Annotated in this window: 19 protein-coding genes and 2 pseudogenes; 12 read left to right on the top strand and 9 right to left on the bottom strand. The window is 43.8% G+C overall.

Going from position 1 to position 16,007, the window contains the following annotated elements; translation table 11 throughout:
- Positions 1 to 13: 13 nt before the first annotated feature.
- A complete protein-coding gene (gene bioA / locus QUB63_RS05095; protein ID WP_332943707.1) occupies positions 14 to 1,318 on the bottom strand; it encodes an adenosylmethionine--8-amino-7-oxononanoate transaminase in 1,305 nt (434 codons plus the stop codon).
- A 248-nt stretch (positions 1,319 to 1,566) separates the two neighbouring features.
- Positions 1,567 to 2,976, bottom strand: coding sequence for an adenylate/guanylate cyclase domain-containing protein (locus tag QUB63_RS05090; RefSeq protein WP_332943706.1), 1,410 nt, complete (start codon positions 2,974 to 2,976; stop codon positions 1,567 to 1,569).
- Here QUB63_RS05090 and QUB63_RS05085 point away from each other — a divergent pair.
- Complete coding sequence (locus tag QUB63_RS05085) at positions 2,963 to 3,151, top strand: hypothetical protein (protein WP_332943705.1); 189 nt, start codon at positions 2,963 to 2,965, stop codon at positions 3,149 to 3,151. The two genes, QUB63_RS05090 and QUB63_RS05085, sit on opposite strands and share 14 nt — an antisense overlap.
- Before the next feature lie 207 nt (positions 3,152 to 3,358).
- Here the strand turns inward: QUB63_RS05085 and QUB63_RS05080 are convergent.
- Together QUB63_RS05080 and QUB63_RS05075 are read right to left on the bottom strand one after the other, a co-directional pair.
- A pseudogene (locus tag QUB63_RS05080) lies at positions 3,359 to 4,078 on the bottom strand (adenylate/guanylate cyclase domain-containing protein); the annotation flags it as partial.
- 135 nt (positions 4,079 to 4,213) lie between these two features.
- Positions 4,214 to 4,714, bottom strand: a pseudogene (locus tag QUB63_RS05075) (Tll0287-like domain-containing protein); the annotation flags it as partial.
- Positions 4,715 to 5,132: 418 nt separating this feature from the next.
- Between QUB63_RS05075 and QUB63_RS05070 the strand changes: the two are divergent.
- Both QUB63_RS05070 and QUB63_RS05065 read left to right on the top strand, forming a co-directional pair.
- A complete protein-coding gene (locus QUB63_RS05070) occupies positions 5,133 to 5,882 on the top strand; it encodes a class I SAM-dependent methyltransferase (RefSeq protein WP_332943704.1) in 750 nt (249 codons plus the stop codon).
- 145 nt (positions 5,883 to 6,027) lie between these two features.
- Positions 6,028 to 7,386, top strand: coding sequence for an FAD-binding oxidoreductase (locus QUB63_RS05065; RefSeq protein ID WP_332943703.1), 1,359 nt, complete (start codon positions 6,028 to 6,030; stop codon positions 7,384 to 7,386).
- 165 nt (positions 7,387 to 7,551) lie between these two features.
- Here QUB63_RS05065 and QUB63_RS05060 read toward each other — a convergent pair whose 3' ends face one another.
- Both QUB63_RS05060 and QUB63_RS05055 read right to left on the bottom strand, forming a co-directional pair.
- Positions 7,552 to 7,941, bottom strand: coding sequence for a hypothetical protein (locus QUB63_RS05060; RefSeq protein WP_332943702.1), 390 nt, complete (start codon positions 7,939 to 7,941; stop codon positions 7,552 to 7,554).
- Between the two features lie 349 nt (positions 7,942 to 8,290).
- Positions 8,291 to 9,181, bottom strand: coding sequence for an ABC transporter permease (locus QUB63_RS05055; protein WP_332943749.1), 891 nt, complete (start codon positions 9,179 to 9,181; stop codon positions 8,291 to 8,293).
- Between the two features lie 109 nt (positions 9,182 to 9,290).
- Here QUB63_RS05055 and QUB63_RS05050 point away from each other — a divergent pair, with 109 nt between their 5' ends.
- The 9 genes from QUB63_RS05050 (at position 9,291) to QUB63_RS05010 (ending at position 12,591) form a co-directional block, all read left to right on the top strand.
- Positions 9,291 to 9,662 carry a hypothetical protein gene (locus QUB63_RS05050; protein WP_332943701.1) on the top strand — a complete coding sequence of 124 codons (372 nt, stop codon included), beginning with the start codon at positions 9,291 to 9,293 and terminating at the stop codon, positions 9,660 to 9,662.
- An 81-nt stretch (positions 9,663 to 9,743) separates the two neighbouring features.
- A complete protein-coding gene (locus QUB63_RS05045; protein WP_332943700.1) occupies positions 9,744 to 9,980 on the top strand; it encodes a hypothetical protein in 237 nt (78 codons plus the stop codon).
- Between the two features lie 95 nt (positions 9,981 to 10,075).
- Positions 10,076 to 10,450: a hypothetical protein gene (locus QUB63_RS05040; RefSeq protein ID WP_332943699.1), complete on the top strand. Its 375-nt coding sequence runs from the start codon at positions 10,076 to 10,078 to the stop codon at positions 10,448 to 10,450.
- Positions 10,447 to 10,869 carry a putative toxin-antitoxin system toxin component, PIN family gene (locus tag QUB63_RS05035; protein WP_332943698.1) on the top strand — a complete coding sequence of 141 codons (423 nt, stop codon included), beginning with the start codon at positions 10,447 to 10,449 and terminating at the stop codon, positions 10,867 to 10,869. Before QUB63_RS05040 ends, QUB63_RS05035 begins: the two co-directional genes overlap by 4 nt.
- 84 nt (positions 10,870 to 10,953) lie before the next feature.
- Complete coding sequence (locus QUB63_RS05030) at positions 10,954 to 11,370, top strand: element excision factor XisH family protein (protein WP_332943697.1); 417 nt, start codon at positions 10,954 to 10,956, stop codon at positions 11,368 to 11,370.
- Positions 11,358 to 11,693 carry a XisI protein gene (locus QUB63_RS05025; RefSeq protein ID WP_332943696.1) on the top strand — a complete coding sequence of 112 codons (336 nt, stop codon included), beginning with the start codon at positions 11,358 to 11,360 and terminating at the stop codon, positions 11,691 to 11,693. Before QUB63_RS05030 ends, QUB63_RS05025 begins: the two co-directional genes overlap by 13 nt.
- 17 nt (positions 11,694 to 11,710) lie before the next feature.
- Positions 11,711 to 11,941, top strand: coding sequence for a hypothetical protein (locus QUB63_RS05020; RefSeq protein ID WP_332943695.1), 231 nt, complete (start codon positions 11,711 to 11,713; stop codon positions 11,939 to 11,941).
- On the top strand, positions 11,938 to 12,201 hold the full coding sequence (locus QUB63_RS05015; RefSeq protein ID WP_332943694.1) for a ParE family toxin-like protein: 264 nt from the start codon (positions 11,938 to 11,940) through the stop codon (positions 12,199 to 12,201). Before QUB63_RS05020 ends, QUB63_RS05015 begins: the two co-directional genes overlap by 4 nt.
- Before the next feature lie 96 nt (positions 12,202 to 12,297).
- Positions 12,298 to 12,591, top strand: coding sequence for a DUF433 domain-containing protein (locus QUB63_RS05010; protein ID WP_332943693.1), 294 nt, complete (start codon positions 12,298 to 12,300; stop codon positions 12,589 to 12,591).
- 303 nt (positions 12,592 to 12,894) lie between these two features.
- On the opposite strand, the gene QUB63_RS05005 is transcribed toward QUB63_RS05010, so the two are convergent.
- The 3 genes from QUB63_RS05005 to QUB63_RS04995 all read right to left on the bottom strand — a co-directional run bounded on the left by QUB63_RS05005 (position 12,895) and on the right by QUB63_RS04995 (position 15,842).
- Positions 12,895 to 14,208, bottom strand: coding sequence for a HesA/MoeB/ThiF family protein (locus tag QUB63_RS05005; protein ID WP_332943692.1), 1,314 nt, complete (start codon positions 14,206 to 14,208; stop codon positions 12,895 to 12,897).
- Between the two features lie 228 nt (positions 14,209 to 14,436).
- Positions 14,437 to 14,883: a hypothetical protein gene (locus QUB63_RS05000; protein WP_332943691.1), complete on the bottom strand. Its 447-nt coding sequence runs from the start codon at positions 14,881 to 14,883 to the stop codon at positions 14,437 to 14,439.
- Between the two features lie 8 nt (positions 14,884 to 14,891).
- The gene (locus QUB63_RS04995) at positions 14,892 to 15,842 is read right to left on the bottom strand and encodes a hypothetical protein (RefSeq protein WP_332943690.1); all 951 of its coding nucleotides are present in this window, start codon (positions 15,840 to 15,842) and stop codon (positions 14,892 to 14,894) included.
- Between the last annotated feature and the right edge of the window lie 165 nt (positions 15,843 to 16,007).

Raw genomic sequence — 16,007 nt, 5'->3', positions numbered from 1 at the left:
AAAATTAAAGGGTTTACAAAGTATCCAAAACCTGACGAATTATCCGATAAATCGATTCGAGTTCATCAGGAGAAATGCAATAGGGAGGCATCAAGTAAAGCGTATTTCCCAAGGGGCGGAGCAAAAAGCCCGCTTCCAGAAATTTGGCTTTCAATACAGGGGCGATGTCATTAAAATAACCGGAAACGCTTTCGGTTTTCACATCCATTGCTGCGATCGTGCCGCAAGTCCGAATCCGTTCGAGTTTAGGATGATTTCTCAGCCATTGATTCAGGTATTTGCGGTGCAGTTTTTCCATACCTTGATACACATTTGGGTTTTGCTCCAAAAGCTCCAGGGATGCAACACTCACCGCACAAGCTAAAGGATTTCCGGTGTAAGAATGACCGTGATAAAAAGCTTTGTCCGATTCATCTCGCCAGAAAGCTTGATAAATATCCTCCGATGCCATTGTGACAGAAAGTGGCAAACAGCCGCCAGACAATCCTTTAGACAAACACAGGATATCCGGTGAAGTTCCAGATTTAACCGAGGCAAACAGTTCGCCCGTGCGCCCAAAACCCGTCATTACTTCATCGTAAATCAACAATACATTAAACTGGCCCGCAAGTTGTGCGAGATCCTGCAAAAACTCAGGGCGGCACATTCGCATTCCCCCGGCACCTTGCACCAAAGGTTCGATAAAAATACCCGCATAGCCGCCCTGCTTTAACAAAAACTCCAACTTCTCCAAACTCGCCACCTCCTTGCTTTCCACCTCCTCATCGCCATCAAAAGTCGCCGGAAAAGGAACAACATCCCCAGCAAACATTAAAGGTGAAAAAGGTTCCCACCACAGCGAACTCCTACCAGCAGACATCGCGCCCACAGTATCGCCGTGATAACCTCCCTCAAAACTAATAAAGCTAGTGCGGTTAGTTTCTCCGAGATTTAGCCAATATTGAAATGCCATTTTCAGAGCAACTTCAACAGCAGTCGAACCATTATCAGAAAAGAAAATCCGCGTTAAAGAAGCAGGCGTATGAGTTATCAACTTCTCAGCAAGTTTCTGCGCCGGTTCGTGAGTAAATCCGGCAAAAATTACGTGTTCTAACTTTTGGGCTTGTTCGTAAAGAGCCTCAGCCAGAACCGGATGACTGTGCCCGTGAATCGTCACCCACCAACTAGAAATACAGTCAATAATTTGCCGCCCGTCTTCCAATTCCAACAGCGCTCCTTTGCCGCGAATTACCTTCAGCGGTGGCAGAGCCGTTTTCATTTGCGTGAAGGGCTGCCAAATCGGTGAAATTGAAGAATTATGTTCCTGATTCGCCGTCATGTTTACCCATTTAACTAATATTAACTCGCCTTCTAATATAGCAATTTTAAGTCAATTATGAACTTTTTATTTTTTCGTCTTTCTTGTTTTTTCTTCATCTCTTCCTTCGTGTCCTTAGCGTCTAAGCGCTACGCGCAGGCTACGCCAACGCGGTTCGTTCAAAAAAATCTAGTGTGGTGTTGAGGGCGGCTGGGCTGCAACGTCTTCCGCCATATCAGGTATTCCCGGGCGATGGTTAAATTTGTCAGTTACAATTTCCTGCCGGTCAGCCAATAAGTCGTCATTGCTCCTTTGCCTTTAACATTAATTTTACCGCGCTTTTCCAACAAATACTTATCGCACAGCAACTCATAAGTTGAGCTGCTAACTTGAATTTTACCGGGAAGTCCCTGAGATTCCATGCGGCTTGCTGTATTCACAGAATCTCCCCACAAATCGTAAATAAACTTTTTAGTGCCGATAACACCTGCTACAACAGGCCCAGTATTAATGCCAATGCGGATATTGAGAGGTTTACCTGATTCGCGGAATTTCATAATTTCTTGCTGCATTTTTATAGCCATTTCGGCAATAGATTCGGCGTGATTTGTACAGGGAAGCGGCAAACCGCCTGCTACCATATAATTGTCGCCGATCGTCTTAATTTTTTCTAAGCCGTATTGCTCGCTCAGGCGATCGAAAGCTGAAAATATTTTGTTAAGCAACTCGACTAATTCTTCAGGAGAAGTGCGCGAAGATATTTCGGTAAAGCCCACAATATCAGCAAACAAAATTGTAACCTCGGCAAATCCGTCCGCAATATTTATCTGACCTTGTTTTAGGCGATCGGCAATCATTTCCGGTAAAATATTTAGCAATAAACGTTCCGACTTTTCTTGTTCGGCGCGCAATACTTCCTCAGCTTGTTTCCGCTGTGCGATTTCCTTGTATACTCGGTGAAACATTTGATTGAATGCGACCATGAGTTCTCCCAACTCGTCATCGCGCTTGACAGACAGAGAGTAAAAATCAGGTTTTTCTCGATCTTTGCTCAAAGCGTCTCCAGCAGCGATCAAGTCATCGCGCAATCTCAAGATAGGTGCAATTACTGTCACCCCTAAAAAGAACATAGTCACAGAAGTGACAAAAGCTGATATAATAATGACTAGAACAGCAATGCGCTCGATAAAGGCGTAGAGTTCCGGTTGAACAGTAGAAGCATCGTGACGCACAATTAAGATGTAATCGCCTCCCAAATGTCGCTCCGTCCAAGCAATATCGTAGCGCTTGCCATTGGAATTGTGCTTGTGAACTATACGAGCAATTTTTAGTTGCTCTAAACTGATTTCTGGCGGTTCGCCAAGTGTATATATTAGCTGACCGTTAGCTTGGTAAATAGACAGTCCTAATACTACTTGAGAATCCTTAGTAATATTTTTTACTTCTTCTTGCAAGAAAGTGCGATCGGAAATATCTTGTGCGAGCAAAAACTCTAGGGAATCAACAGTCGCCCGAGATAGCTGTTCCAGTTGACTTAAAAGTTCATTTTCGCGCCGAAAATAAGAGGGAACTAAAATAATTCCCTCTATGACAAGAATGCTAGCAAATACCCACAACGCTATTTGCCTAGACAAGCGAGATTTGAAAAATTCCAAAAATGATAAAATGCGCACTGACATAAAATTTACTATTCTGCAAATGGCTAATTTAGGACATGGGAAAAGAAACCAGGTTTCTCGCAATAAATTTTGGGTTCGTCAACCAAGCAACCGCGCTGAAACCGGGTGCGCTCGCATCGCCTGTGTATTTCCTGTAATTGTCAGCAGTCAGCAGCCAGCAGCCATTAACCGTTAGTTCTTGGCTGCTGGCTGCTGACTAATATCATGTCCGATTGATTAACCATAATATCCCGGTCGGGGCGGGTTTTTGAGATTGTTAATTACTGGCAGGTATTGTTGGCTCACGGGCCCCTACGAAAATCGCGGTCGATCGACCGGACATGATATAATGACTGATGACTCCGGACTAACTAGCAGACCCCTTAATAATATAATAAACAAATTAAACCGAAACTACACTAACTAATCGGCCTGCAAGCAAATAAGTATTCATATCGCCCTTGCCTTTGATGTGGATAATTCCTCTGTCTTCAAACAGATACTTATTTTGCAAGATATCGTAAGTTGATTGTGTGACTTGAATCGCGCCGGCAATCCCGTGGGATTCCATGCGGGCTGCGGTATTGACGGCATCGCCCCAGAGGTCGTAAATAAATTTTTTGGTGCCAATAACCCCGGCAATCGCAGGCCCGGTATTGATGCCGATGCGAATGTTAATTCCTGCATGATGTTTGGCATTAAATTTTGCTAGTTCCTCCTGCATATCTAAGGCCATTTCCGCAATGCTTTCGGCGTGGTTGGTGCTGGGATTTGGCAAACCTCCCACTACCATGTAAGCATCTCCGATTGTTTTGATTTTTTCCAAGCCGTACTTTTCCGTCAAACCATCGAAGGCTGAAAAAATTTCGTTGAGAAATTCGAGCAATTCTTCGGGAGATATTTGTGCTGACAGCACGGTAAAGCCCACGATATCCGCAAACAAAATCGTGACTTCTGCGAAGCCGTCAGCAATGCTGCTTTGACCGTCTTTTAGCTTGGCAGCAATGGATTCGGGTAAAATATTGAGCAGCAGGCGATCGCACTTTTCCTGTTCTTTTACCAATTCTACATTAGTTTCTTGCAATTGTGCCGTGCGTTCCCTGACGCGCTGTTCTAATTGTTTAGCATTTTGGCGCAACCTGCTGATAGATAAAGTTAATCCTGTCACCCCTAAAATTGAAAGTCCTACTAACAGTAAAAACAGGTTTTTCAGTTCGCTGCGAGTATTTTGAGTGATGGTATCGAGAGGTTGAGTAATTTCTAAGATCCCCCGCACATCTCCCACTTTCCAATCTTTTTTAGGACTGTCGCGGTTAGTGTTGTGACAGTTAACGCAGCTAGGAGTTAGAATATCTGCCTCGGCATATCGAAAGGCTGGTTTGCCGTGAAAATCCTCACGGCGGAAAAATTTTTGTGTCGGATTTTGCGTCAAATAGGTAAGAGCTTGCCGTTCAAAATCGTCTCGGGTTCCACCTTCTTCTCGCCGCCAGGGAAACGGGTAGTCGCTGTAGAGACGAACTGATACTTCGGGATTTTTGTTGGTGATCTGGTTGCCGAGATCTATTAAGAAGGTGGCAGGTACGGGAACTGTTACTTTTGTCGGGCGGTACTCGTGGGTGAAGTTAATCGCTTTAGCGGTGTTTAGAGGATTGACAACATCGGAACTGTAAAGGGTGCGGGCTTCTTTAATAGCTTGGGCGTAGAGGGAGGCATTTTGCAGCGCTTGCGATTCAATTAGGGTGGAGGAAAGACGAGACATATTTGCCATCGCTACTCCTACACCTACACAAAATAAAATTGTCACCGCAAGGAGAATTCGCTTGTAAATTAATTGGCTGATGGCAGCCCGACTGCTAGAAATCAACTGGCGCATGGTATCCTAAAGTGTGAGGTTTAGTCTTGATTTGATTTTATGCACTACTAACATAACACTGCTTTTTCAGACTGTTTTGCTGATGCCTGGGGTAAAGCAAGACTCTCTGAGTGCAAGGGATGGTTAATTATTGTTTACCGCCAGTGTTTGGCCGAACCGTAAAAGTACGCATAAGTTTATAACTGTTTTCAGTTGAGTGAAGTAAAGATATCGGGTAAGGACAGGGCTTGACCTAAGTCCCTACTTCACGCAATTTTTGCTCTGTCTCGGTTAGGATAGCGATTGTAGTCTATAATTGGCGATCGTGAATTCTGACTCTACTGCCTCACCTGCGCGCCACGAAATTTATCCGGGAGAAGTTTTCGTCAATACTGCTGATTTTGATACCGGTATTCGGCGACTTTTACCTAAATATGACGAAATGCTGGATGTATTAGCCGGCTGCATTGCTAACACAAACCACCGCATTTTAGAACTCGGCTGCGGTACGGGGGAACTGAGTTTAAAAGTTCTCCAACGCTACCCGTCTGCGGAAATAGTTGCTGTCGATTACTCGCCGCGAATGCTTGATTTTGCGCGCGCAAAAATAAAGTCCGCAGGATACGCAGCCCGGTGGACTGGCATAGAATTGGATTTTGGAGAATGGGCGAACAATCCAAATGTTTTAGGTTTGGGGGATAAATTTAATGCTGCCATTTCATCTCTGGCAATTCACCATCTTGAGGACGAGATGAAGCTGAAATTGTTTCAACGGATTCGCGAAAGTTTAAATGCTGGTGGCTGTTTTTGGAATGCCGATCCTCTTTTAGCAGAATCAGCAGCAATGAAAGATATTTATCAAGCGGCGCGTGAAGATTGGGCGCTAAATCAGGGGGAAACTTTAGCACAAATTCGCGCAAATGTGGGGACGAGTGTCTCTTACGGGTATTCTAATCCCGATCGCCTAGCTACACTTGCGGCACAGTTGGAAATGTTGGCAAATGCTGGATTTGACACTGTTGCAGTTCCTTGGAAATACTACGGTATGGCGGTGTTTGGGGGATTTGTTAATTGAAAAAAAGCAGTCTTGGATGCAGAACTTCTGTATTGCAGGTTTGCAGTGCGCGCCTTACCGCTTGAGGAAAGATGGCAGTTAGTATTTTATGTTACTAATTTCGGCTGGATAAAATATATAATACTGTCAGGATTGAGGACACAAAATGACTGCAACTGCAATTCAAAGTATTGACTGGGATGCTTTTTGTTCGGAACTCTCGGGAATCGAAATAATTCGCGATCGCGCGCAAGTTGTCAAGCTATCTCAAGACTATTATCACTTCAGTCCAGTTTTGCAACCTCTCTTAAGTGATAAAACAGGAGATTTAGTAGTTCGTCCCGCCAGCGAAGCCGAAGTTTTGCGGATTGCGGCAGCCTGCGTCAAATCGAAAATTCCGCTAACTGTCAGAGGTGCGGGAACGGGCAATTACGGGCAGTGCATTCCCCTCAACGGCGGCGTCATTTTAGATACCAGCAAAATGAACAATATCCGGTGGATAAAACCGGGTTTAGCTTGCGTAGAACCAGGGGTGAAAATGTCGGTTTTCGACAAAGGAGCGCGAGAAACTGGTTGGGAATTGCGGATGGTTCCCTCAACTTACCGCACCGCAACGATTGGGGGATTTATCGGCGGCGGTAGCGGGGGAATTGGTTCGATAACTTACGGGCAATTGCGCGATCGGGGAAATCTTCATGCCGTTCGAGTCGTTACAATGGAAGACGAGCCCCGCGTCATCGAATTGCGCGGCGATGAAGTGCAAAAAGTCAATCACGCTTACGGCACAAATGGGATTATTACTGAGTTAGAAATTCCCCTCGCCCCTGCTTATCCTTGGGCGGAAATCATCGTCGCTTTTGACGATTTTATGACATCGGCTAACTTCGGTCAAGCTTTGGGCGATGCTGACGGAATTATCAAAAAACTAATTTGTGTTTGTGCTTGGCCGATTCCTGCTTATTTTACTGCTTTCCGCGATGCGATTCCTGAAGGTAAGCACTGCGCTTTGTTAATGGTAGCTGAATCTTGTCTGGAACCGCTGCAAGATTTGGTGCGCGAATATGGCGGCACGATTTGCTATCAAAAAAGCGCGCAAGAAGCGAGCAAAGGTGCGGCAATTGCTGAATATACTTGGAATCATACAACTCTGCACGCTCGCAGCGCTGACCCGTCTCTGACTTATTTGCAGACGCTTTTTCCGGCAGATAAAGGTTTGAAATTAGTTGAGCAACTGTATAATTATTATGGGGATGAGGTGATGGTGCACTTGGAGTTTTTGCGGATGAATGGCAGGGCGATCGCGGCTGCTTTGCAAATAGTTCGCTACACTACAGAAGAACGGCTCAATGAAATTATTCGCTATCACGAAGAGCAAGGCGCGCTGATTGCTAATCCCCATACTTTTATATTGGAAGATGGAGGGATGAAAAGTATTAATTTGGAACAGTTGCAGTTTAAAAAGTTGGTCGATCCTTACGGTTTGCTTAATCCGGGTAAAATGCGGGCGTGGTTGGAACGGGATTAAGGGCGATGGTTTTTAGATCGTTCGGCGGTTGAAACCGCTAGCAATGCGAACACACAAACTCTCGTCCGCGCAACGCGAGACTATCAAATAAAGATTAAAACTCGGCGGTTGAAACCGCTTAAGCGTCAAACTCTCGTCCGCGCCACGCGAGACTAAGAAAGCAATTTAAGGCACAGGGGCGGTAATTTCTGTAGGTGCGATCGCCCCTTCAGAAGGTACAGCTTGCTTTTCCAGTAATAGGCGCTGTTTGTTGCGAAATTCTGCGGCCGCATCGTTCAAGTTTTGGCGCTGTTCGGTATTGAATTCTTCCATGCTGCGGCCGCCTCCCAATCTGGATCTGTGGATTAAGTCAAATATTCCGCTTCCGCTGCTGCGGCCGGAAAATGGGTCGGTGTTGTCTTGAGTTTGAAAGTCTTGCAGCGGTTGGGCATTATTATTATTTAAACCGCTGGCTTGAGCGAAGGTTGCTTGTGGGGAGAACAGAGCACAGGTGGCGATCGCGCTTGCAGCAACCCGAATCATCAATTTGGCAGATTTAGAAGTTTTGCTGTTCATAATTTATTAGTTCTACTTTCAAAAAAACAATTGTATCTCAACAATATTCGGACTGGCGGCTAAATATTATATTACTTCTTAAAAGTTTAGAGCCGGGTAAGGACAAGGCATTGCTCATTCGCGCCAAATTACTTAACGTTACACCCGGAGTCCGGCAGGGGTTGAAACCCCTGCCGATGGAGCGAAAGTCCTCTCAAGAGGACTCAAGAATTAATCGAACTCATCAGTCCTCTTTAGAGGACTTCAGCTTTGAGGCAGGGACTTAAGTCCTTGCCGGACTTGTGGTTTGACGTGTTTGTTGAGTGCACTGGGCATTGCAGTGTCCCTACAATTGACGGTGCATATCGCCCTAAGCAAACCGGCGTCGCAGCAGCGGTTGAATGCTCAGCAGTGCCACCAAATCAAAGGCTAGCAATACTAACAGCGCTCCTCCAAAGGTAACATTACCCCAAGGAGCGTGCATCACGACACTGGCTAGCGACCAATCGCTGTGCAGGTACAAATAGCGGATGGGTTCGATCGCGTAACTCAGAGGATTGAGAGTCACCACAACTTGCAGCCACTCTGGCATAAATGACAGCGGCGCGAGGGCTGTGCTGGCAAATAACAGCGGCAGGTTAGTAACAAAAATTACCGCTATTAATTCTACGTGACCGGGAAGAGCGAAGGCTAAACCCAGACTCAAGCCCGTGACGCCCAAAACTAATAGTAGGACAATTAGGGCGATCGCCCCAAGTCCGGCAAGTCCGGGGAATCCGGCGCCCAAAAACGCGCCCGCTGTAACGATTGTGCCGGTTTGGATAAAGCTGAGGGTGACGATAAAAATAGCCGAAGCGAGGACGATCGAAAATCTCGAAGCCAACGGCGCGACTAACAAGCGGTTGAGAAATCCGAACTCGCGATCGAACATAATCGGCAAACCGGCATTCAGCGCCCCGGCAAAGGCTGTAAAAACGATAACGCCAGCGCCGAGAAATTGTCCGTAATTCTGGCTTTCGCCGAACAAGCCGGCGGGTGCATTTTCAAACAGAGCTCCGAACAAAACCAACCACATCAGCGGCTGAATAATGCCTGCAACTAGCGTCGAGGGGCGACGCTGCAATTGAATAAACAGGCGCTTGGTTAAGGCGAGTGTTTCTTGGATGAAGTCGCCCAGCAGGGAACTGGAAGTGTCGGCGGATGCCGTGGAGAGTGGCCGCTGCTGGTTGAGGTTGTTGGGGGATGTAACAGTACCGCTCATAATTGCTTGTTGATTAGATCTAACTCTCTTTACAGTAGCAAGTCTGGAGGTATTGGTGGTGTTGGGCGGGCGATCGTCACAAGCCAGCAGATTAGGTTGTACAGTCATTATGATAAATTCTACATCGCTGGGAATCTTCGATCGAGACATGGCAGAAACACCGATCGCTCTATATCGACAAGGCAACGCTAATTCACCTAGAATGGATAATGTCCGACCGAACAAAGATGTTGTTACTTATGAAGAAAATGGTCGCATCTGGGTAGATCCTACTTTAGGAGGTGGGATTTCGACATTTGCTACTCAAAGAAGTGACAAAAACTGGTGGAAGTTAGATGCAGAGAGTGAAATTCCTGCCGCGCTTGATTTAGTTAATGACCACAACGATCATTGGTTGTGGAAACCGAGTTATATTATGCCGATAGAAGAATACAAGGAGGCGCTTCGACTGATAAGTGCATCTTTCTACAAAGTGAGTTAAAGATTTCCAGCTTTAGCAGCTTTGACACAGAGTGCGTTAGCATTGTGGCAAGTAAGTGTAAAGATTAAAAATGGAGTTCAGATGATTCTATCTTTTAAGGATGTACAATTTCTTATCGAAGCTCTTGAGTTTCGGATCGAGGCATACCGAGAACGTTTGAAGGACGAAGAATTGGATGAGGATGAAGCATCAGATATCGGCAACGATCGCTATTTTTTAGAAGCGCTACGCGAAGATTTGATGAAAGCTATTAAGGATGGTAGTCTGCCTAAAATAGCAGAATCTTCAGACGGTTTGTATCAAGAGGTAAGAAGTTAATGAGGGTGCTTCCCTCAAAGTTGCTAAAATCAGGGAACGCTGCCGATTAATAAATCATTAATGAGAAGGGTTGCTCAAAAACGGAGGATAAAGCTATGTCATCAAGTGCGATCGCTACTTTGGTCAAAATCATGGAATCTCTGCCGACAACTGTGCAAGATATAGTTGTTGAACACTTGCGAGAATACATTCGTCAATCTAATATTACTGTTGCTGTGAGTCCTGACGGTAAGCTGGAGATTCCGGCTGAGGTTGAAAGTCAACTAAAGTCGGGCGACAAATACACAGTTACAGTTACAGATGATAGCATTGTTTTTCAGAAGATGAAAGCGGGTTTTGATTGGGAAGAGTTCCGGCGACGTAGAGACTCCTTACCACCAGATCCCAATCCGATGACAATAGAGGAAATTTGCGAAATTGTCAGGGAAGTGCGCCACGAAAAAAAATCTGAAAGAGAGTCACAGCTATGAAAGTTGTACTGGATACCAATATCTTTTTGTCAGGGTGGTTGTGGGGAGGTATCCCGGACTCGATATTAAAACTAGGAGAAGATCATTTGATTGATGTCTGTGCTTCCGAAGCATTATTAAATGAACTTCAATCTACATTAAGTCGCAATAAGTTTTGTTCCAAACTTCAGACTTTGGGAGTGACAGTAGGAGATTTAATGGCAGGAGTTAGATATCTGGTAGAAGTTTATCCAATTTCGGATCTCAATGTACCTAATTTACGCGATCGTAATGACAATATTATTTTAGCTACGGCAATTGCTGCTGAGGCTGAGGCGATCGTTACGGGGGATTTGGATTTGTTAGTGTTGCAGGAATATGAAGGGATTGTTATTGTTACAGCTAGGGATTTTATCGAGCGCTATTTTCCAGAAAATTAGGAGGCGATCGGAATTATCAAGTCTGGATAATCATCGGAAATTTTAGGATATAATTGTATTGATTAAAATTTAATTTCTTCCCATATGCCAGCCAAAGACCTATATCACAATGTTGTCAAAAATGCTCTCATCAAAGACGGATGGAGAATTACCCACGATCCCTTGCGATTAAAATGGGGAATTAAAGATATGTACGTCGATTTGGGCGCAGAGCGGATTTTAAGTGCTGAGAAGGCTGGACAGAAGATAGCTGTAGAAGTCAAAAGTTTTGTGGGCGCATCAGACATGAATGACCTGGAGAATGCGCTGGGTCAATACTTAGTTTACCGTTCTGTAATCGCTAGAACTGAACCCGATAGAAAGCTCTATCTAGCTATTACACAATCAGTTTTTAGCGAATTATTGTCTGAACCGCTTGGTCAAATTATTAGAGCGGATTATCAAGTATGTTTAATCGTTTTTGCTGAAGAAAATGAGGAGATAGTACAATGGGAACCTTAGAAAATTATCGCCGCATTATTAAAGAAATTCTGACTGAATATGCTCGAATACCTTATGCTTATGGAGATATTCAGATCCAAACGGTTTTTGATAGCGATTCAGACCGTTATTTGCTAATGATATTGGGACGTGAAAACGATATCAGAGTTCACGGATGTTTAGTTCATGTTGATATTATTGAGGGAAAAATTTGGATTCAAAGAGATGGAACCGAACAGGGAATTGCCAATGAGTTAGTAGGGGGGGGAATCCCAAAAGAACAGATTGTTTTGGGATTTCGTTCTCCCAATATTCGGCAGTACACGGGATTTGCTGTAAATTAAATATGGAGGATAAAGCTATGTCATCAAGCGCGATCGCCACTTTGGTCGAGATGATGGAATCTCTGCCAGAAACTCTTCAAGACAAAGTGGTTGAACATTTGCGAGAATATCTTGAAGACTTAAGGGATGAAGAGCAGTGGAATGTATCTTTTCAGAATACACAACAATCGTTGATTGCGGCTGCAAAACGCGCCAAGCAAGAAATTTCGGAAGGTAAAGCACAGCCATTAGATATTGAGCAATTATGAAATCGGCTACTTTGCCTTCATTTTGGGAAAAATATTATTTGCTCGATCCTACTATCAAACAACAAGCTAAGAAAGCCTATCGATTGTGGCTGCAAAATTCATTTCACCCGTCTTTACACTTCAAATGTATCAACGCGGAGGAAAGTATATGGTCAGTCAGAATTACACGGAGTTATAGGGCGCTTGGCGTTTTTGAAGGTGGAAGTGTAACATGGTTTTGGATTGGCAGTCACGATGAATACGAGCGGTTCTTTTCTTAAATAGGCGATCGCACTTGGCTTAAGGAAGGGCGATCGCTCTTGCTATGACAGTGCTATGCTAGATCAAAGAGCGATCGGAATAGGGAGGAAAAAATTTTGTCAACTATCACCGATATAGGCACTTTAATTAGCCGCAATCCAGACATACATGGTGGCTGTCCAATTATTGCGGGAACTGGTGTTACAGTGCGGCGCATTGCTATGTGGTACAAGCAAGGTTTGAGTGCGGAAGAAATTGCCGATCGCATCGGGCATTTAACTCTCACCCAAGTCTATGCAGCTTTGACTTATTATCATGCTAACCGAGAGGAAATTGATGCTGACATTGCAGCCGAAGCAGCAGAAGGATCTCGAATAGAAGCACTGCACAAGGGAAGGAGACCATTGTGAGTCAGATTCGTTTGTAAACTGATGTTGTTATTTGCTTTCGCTCAACCAACCGCCTGCTTATTTTAACAGAAAACCTTTCCCTTTACACCGTTGGCACACTGCTTCTCGGACTGCATTTTTAGGTTTTATTTTTCCCTTTCCTTGGCATGAAGGGCATATTACTCTCTGTTCTTTTTTTTCAAAAGCGTTTGGATCTCTTTTATCGGGTGGCTTTTCTTTGGACATAATTCATTCTCCTTGTAAACTTGTGGAAATCGATCTTGGCTCAAGGAAGGGCGATCGCACTGCTATTGTTATGAGCTACTAGCTAGCAAAAATATTATCTTGCTCAGTCTCATCAATCAAAGGTTCATGTTGCTGCCCACAAACAGGGCATGATAAATTACGCTCCCAATTGGCTCCGTACCAACGCAGAATAGACGGCGAGTTAAAATTATACTCCATCTTTGGCCAAGTGGCATAAGTATTCTCTCTACGATTACCCCAAAGGTAGAAATCTGCTATTAAATCTTCCTCTAATGAACTAATACCACTTGCTTTACCACGCGAAAGCTCTACCAAAGCCAGTTTAACAATCATGTTAGAGATGGGCAGAATATCAGAAGCAAGACCCACCTGAATTGTAGCTTTTACTTCCTCATCTGGAACATAAGCAGGACTTTCAGATCGAGATTGTCTAAACTGAGATATTTCCTCTTGGCGACTCTCCAAAAAATCCTTAGTGAAAACGCAGCCTAAGCAGGGGCCTTGATGAGGACGTACTCTCAAAACATCACCACCACAAGCACGAGTTAATGCTCTGCCAAAAATAGTGGTAATTTTGTACTCAAGAGCTATGCTATTGAGGTTAAAACGGCTTCTATCATTATCAGTACCAGCAATAATTAAATCACAATCTTTCAGGAGAAGTTTAGTTCGATCAAGATTTTGATTGATGTCCAATTCAGCCGTTTGCACATGAATATATGGGTTTTTCCCATAAAGTAAATCCCTGACAGCTTTAGTCTTGTAGCGACCTAAATCTCCTGTGCCACAAATATGCCTAGCAACATTTTCTAACTCTAGGCGGTCAAAATCTATCAAGACAAAATTTCCCACGCCTGCTTTAGCAAGTTCTAGTGCTACAGTAGAGCCACCACTGCCTAATCCAACAACTCCTATTTTGCAATTTTCAAGCACTGAAGTCTCTAACAAACCTTTACTGCGAGAGTAAAGTTCTGAACGTTCAGGAATAAATTTAACGATTCCTTCGTGAAATTCCCCTTCGGAGTTTCCAATAAAAGCACGATGACGTAATATATTATCCTGAATCGCAAACAAGACAATTACAGAAGTATTAACAGGGTGATTGACTCGGTTGCCAAACATGGCATTGTAAATTTGAGTGGCAATACCCAAGCCAGTTTCCCCCTCTGGCATCGTAGTTAAAAAATGAATTGCTGAGGTACACGGATAACCGGAGAACTGCGTTTTAGGTCTAGATGTATAAACATGAAATACATCACCCTTATCAAAACCAAATCCAACAGCTTCACACCTATCTACTTGAGATTGTAGAAACTTACGAAAAAGAGTCTGCACTTGGTCTTCGTGCATATAAACTAAGGGAAAAGTCATAATAATTAACCTCGGAAGAAACCATCTTCTGTAATTTGATCGGCAACTACAGCATCGGGACTAGGGGCTCGCTCAGACGGTCTCTTCACTACCAACTGACCAGTTGTTGGATCAAACATAAGCTGTTGATCTGAAGGTGCCTCTCCTTCTTGAACGGTTCTTTGTAGGTGGCGGGTTACATCTTGAGAGTTGGTCATGAGTTTTATATCTCTTTATGGTTTGATGAGTTTATTGCATATGAGGAAGAAAACTATCTAAAGCTTGCCCTGTTCTTCTGTGTCCTTCCAGTGCTTCGAGCCAGATTCTACCTTTGAGCACAACTAAGTACACAGTTAAATTAGGCAACCACTCTCTGTAATGACAAATCTTGACATATCCATCTCTTGGATCTAAAGTGTGCATACTTGCGCTTGTTCCGTATTCCTTTAAGTCTTGTCCGCGATATCCCTTAAGAGGATAGGGTGATGTCACGACCATATCAGGTCTAGAGTTAGGAAAATCGGAAGGTACATAAACTCGAATAGTATATACGTTACCAGCATTAGTGCAAACATTCCCTTGAACTCGTGTATTGTTAGAATCTGCTGGATTAATCCAACTAAAGCTGGGAAAATACTTTTTCAGTATTTGCCGTTCTACTTGTAAGCGTTGTTGTTGAGCTTGAGTCCATGTCATAGTAATCCCTATCTTTTATCGTAGTGACGATTGATGCAATCTTCAATTTGCTCGAAATGACTGTGATTTTCAGACCAATTTTTCACCCCAAAATGGTTTTCATTATTAACATGAAGCTGAGGTGATATTTCGGGAAAATTTTCGGGAAATTCTACCCGCCAGCGATCGACTTGATACCCATGTTTACATTGGCACTCAAAGGTTAAATAGATTCGGTGTTCATTTGTTTGAAACATTTTGCATTGTTGAAACTTTATCTGAATTTTGTCGAATATCTCTTTCAGTATAGATTGACCTTGTTGAGTGCTGTACCATAGTTTATCCGATACCTCTATCGGCTCGGTTGTTACCAAAGGTTCCTGTTCAAGGGTTGTTTGGTTAACAGTCCATCCTTTTGAGCGACGCGAAGTCCGGTTGAATTCACTTGACCATCCCAAAGTGGAGCGAATAGGACTTTCCCCAGGCAAAACCACCCATGCACCGGCTTGATAATTAGCTTGGTGGCTGGAGTATAAAAAACAGCCAACATTGACATTCCATTTTTTCATCCTTCCTGAATTAGGACGGATGTTAGCAATGCAAAGTAGGAACCTTGGAAAATTGTATCTTTGTAATGCTCGAATCACCGTATTAGTATCTCCTCCACTCGGTTCTGCTACTCCTAGTTGGTGATGAGAATGCCACTCGCCGATATGTTGTAATCCATGCTTGTTCCTGAGAATCTCTCCAGCTTTAATCAAATGATCTCTATCTTGGTAAAAGCTGGCTGAATTGTGTCGGCTACCTGAGCCCGGCCCAAGCACATATTGAACAACGGGCGCTCCTGAATGAGTCCAGAATCCAAACAGGTCTCCACCTGTTTCTAAGTTAGGATACTCTTCAACCCATCCAGCAATCCTCTCTAATTCTTCCTCATAGATCAGCGTTTTAAATTGAGACTGTGTTTGTGTTCCGTACATTGTGTGTTTCGGCTAGCTAGTTATATTGATAGACGAAATATGCGTTGAGTCTGTGATGACTAAGAATTTAATTCACAGATTTGCTTTATAGGTATCTATCCTAAGCCATATTTTTTTAATCAACCATCACAAAATCTCATAAAATATCCTGAGTTTATTCGACAT

The organism is Microcoleus sp. ARI1-B5 (assembly GCF_036705795.1).
Lineage (GTDB): Bacteria > Cyanobacteriota > Cyanobacteriia > Cyanobacteriales > Microcoleaceae > Microcoleus.
This window is presented reverse-complemented; position numbering and strand designations above follow the sequence as displayed.